2 protein-coding genes are annotated in these 3,235 nt (G+C 65.7%); both read left to right on the plus strand.

What is annotated here, in order from left to right:
- Positions 1-348 precede the first annotated feature (348 nt).
- A complete protein-coding gene (locus VNS22_RS19500) occupies positions 349-1,104 on the plus strand; it encodes a VOC family protein (protein ID WP_325735369.1) in 756 nt (251 codons plus the stop codon).
- Positions 1,101-2,492: an FAD-containing oxidoreductase gene (locus VNS22_RS19505; RefSeq protein ID WP_325735371.1), complete on the plus strand. Its 1,392-nt coding sequence runs from the start codon at positions 1,101-1,103 to the stop codon at positions 2,490-2,492. Before VNS22_RS19500 ends, VNS22_RS19505 begins: the two co-directional genes overlap by 4 nt.
- The last annotated feature ends 743 nt before the right edge of the window (positions 2,493-3,235 follow it).

The following is a 3,235-nucleotide window of genomic DNA, read 5'->3' on the forward strand; positions in this document are numbered from 1 at the left end:
CGGCCGGCCGCTGCTCTCCAACAGCGCAACAGCCTCCCGTTTGAACTCCGGTGTAAACTCCCGTCTCGTCTTCGCCATCAGATCACCTTCCTCGCCCCAAGGAGCGTATCAAACGTGTCCACCAAGGCGAGGGAAGATCAGGGAAGCCGCTCGTCGTCCTGACGGAGTGACCAGCCACCGGCGCAGCTCAAGCGGGGGCGAACTGGCGCGAGCATCAGCCTGGCGTTGACATATCTTGTGTAGATCGTGGACTATGGATCCTTGACCGTCACAAAGCTAATGACGTTTTCTCGCATCATCCATTCCATTGCATGAACAAATCGTGGTGGCTCGAGTTCTTCGGGCGTCATGAGCCGGCATGTCGATCCTGCGCCGCAACGAAAGACGAGCAGCATCGTGAAGCTCTGTGCGAGCGTGTCCACCCGGGAGGAAGCCATAGCCACTGTTGGCGAGGCACCAAAGGCGCGGCCGGTCGACACGAAACTCGAAGTCGTCGTCATCCCGGTTGCGGATGTCGACCGGGCCAAGGAATTCTACGGGAAACTCGGCTGGAGGCTCGACGCCGACTTCGCGGCGGGCGGCAATTGGCGCGTGATCCAGTTCACGCCGCCTGGTTCTGGCTGCTCGGTCATCTTCGGCAGAAACGTTACCGCGGCAGCCCCCGGCTCTGCCCAGGGGCTGTACCTGATCGTTGCCGATATCGAGGCTGCCCGTAACGAGCTGCTTGAGCGTGGCATCGGGATCAGCGAAGTGTTCCATGGCGCCGGCGACGAGCACGCAGGCACCGACCCGCCCTACCTGTTCGGGCGGCGCCGGATCGGCGGCCCGGGTCCCGAGCATCGCAGCTATCAGTCCTATGCGTCGTTCAGCGACCCTGACGGCAATGGCTGGCTGCTCCAGGAAGTCACCACCCGATTGCCTGGACGCGTGGACGCCGGCGAAACGGCGTTCGTCTCGGCGACCGAGCTGGCAGCAGCGCTGCGGCGTGCAGCGAACGCGCATGGCGAACATGAGCAGCGGACCGGCCAGCATGATGCGGGCTGGCCGGACTGGTACGCCGACTACATCGTGCGGGAGCAGGCGGGCAGGGAACCATCGGCATGAGTGCCTACTATGATGCGATCGTAATCGGGGCAGGTCAGGCCGGACCGCCTTTGGCCGGCCGCCTTACCGCAGCCGGTATGAAGGTCGCCCTGGTCGAGCGGAAGCTGTTCGGCGGCACCTGTGTCAACACGGGCTGCATTCCGACCAAGGCACTGGTCGCCAGTGCCCATGCCGCTCATCTGGCGCGCCGGGCCGGCGAGTACGGGGTGATGATCAGCGGCCCGGTCGCGGTCGACATGGCCGCCGTCAAGGCACGCAAGGATGCGATCTCGGCCAAGTCCCGGGAGGGCGTGGAAGCCTGGCTGCAGAACATGGACGGCTGCACGATCCACCGTGGCCATGCGCGCTTTCATTCCCCTACCGAGGTGCAGGTCGGCAGCGAACGGCTGGCTGGCCAGCGCATCTTCATCAATGTCGGCGGCCGGGCCCTGGTGCCCGATCTGCCCGGCGTTGATCGCATCCCCTACCTGACCAACACCACGATCCTCGAGCTCGACCGGGTGCCGCGGCACCTCGTCATCGTGGGGGGCAGCTATATCGGCCTGGAGTTCGCGCAGATGTACCGCCGCTTCGGCAGCGAGGTGACGGTCGTGGAGAAGGGGCCCCGGCTGGTCCAGCGGGAAGACCCGGACGTGTCGGACGCGATCAGGCAGATCCTCGAGAACGAAGGGATTGCGGTCCGGTTGAGCGCTGAGTGCATCCGCTTTGCGCCACGCAGCGACGAGATCGCCCTGGGCGTCGATTGTCGATCGGGCGAGCCCGAGGTTCTGGGATCCCACGTCCTGCTGGCCGTCGGCCGGCAGCCGAACACGCATGATCTGGGCCTCGACGAGGCGGGCGTTGCCGTGGACGAGCGTGGCTACATCCAGGTCGATGATCAGCTGCGCACGAACGTGCCGGGGATCTGGGCGCTCGGCGACTGCAACGGCCGCGGGGCCTTCACCCACACCGCCTACAACGACTTCGAGATCGTGGCGGCCAACCTGCTCGACGACGCGCCGCGCCGGGTGAGTGACCGCATCGATGCCTATGCGCTCTATATCGACCCGCCGCTCGGCCGCGTGGGCATGACCGAAGACCAGGCCCGACGATCGGGCAGAGCGATCCGGATCGGGATGCGGCCGATGACCCGGGTCGGCCGGGCGGTCGAGAAGGGCGAGACCCAGGGCTTCATGAAGATCGTGGTCGACGCGCAGAGCCAGGCAATCCTGGGCGCAGCCATCCTCGGTGTCGGCGGGGACGAGGCGATCCATGGCGTGCTGGACATCATGGCCGCCAAGGCACCCTACCCGACGTTGCAGCATGCCATGCACATTCACCCGACCGTGTCGGAACTGATCCCGACCATGCTGGGCGAGCTTCAGCCGGCAGACCACAGCGCCTCATGAGGCGATGCGTCTTGCTTTTTTCCATGCCGCGTCGCCGCCATTTCGGCGCGTCATAGATCGACAGGCATGACTGGGCCTGAGAACAGGACCGGGCCCGGCGGGGCCCCTGGTTGCCGAGCCACCCGACGGCCTGAGGCTTGACGGCAAGCTCCCCCTTGGCCAGCGACATGGCCGTTTCCTGCGACAGGACCAGAACGGTCATCGTGCCACTCTTCTCGCTGGGGAACAGGCCCAGCGAGCGCGGCGTACCATCCGCTTGCGTCATCCAGATCTCGAGTACCTGTCCGTGAAATCGCGCGGCGGCGTGATGTTGAGTCGCAGCGCCAGCCGGCCCCCGGTACTTGTCGATCAGCACGGCCATGTGGCTGGGCGCCAGATTGGCCGCATTGAGCCGGCTTTCGATTCCGGCCAGCCGTGTGACTAGATGTTCGGTCTCAGGGTGTAGTGCTTCCGTAACGGGCCGTTGGGCGTCAAGTCCCCCGAGCGATCATCCTGTCGCCGGTCTCATGCTTCCGTCCGTGGTCGGAACCAGGGCCGCCACATCATGCGGTCAAAAAGGAGCCGGTGGGCCAATCTAAGGCGCGTGGTTCACCCAGGCTGAACGCCCACAGCACTACCCCCGGCCTCACCGGTTCCTGCGTCCCGGCGACGGGACCTCGAAGGAACGGGACCGCTCAGCCCCGTCCCAAACCTGCTCTTCTTGGTGCGCTGCTACGCGGCAGCCTCCTTGCCCCAGCGGAAGT

Source organism: Geminicoccus sp. (assembly GCF_035556675.1).
Taxonomy (GTDB): Bacteria; Pseudomonadota; Alphaproteobacteria; order Geminicoccales; family Geminicoccaceae; genus Geminicoccus.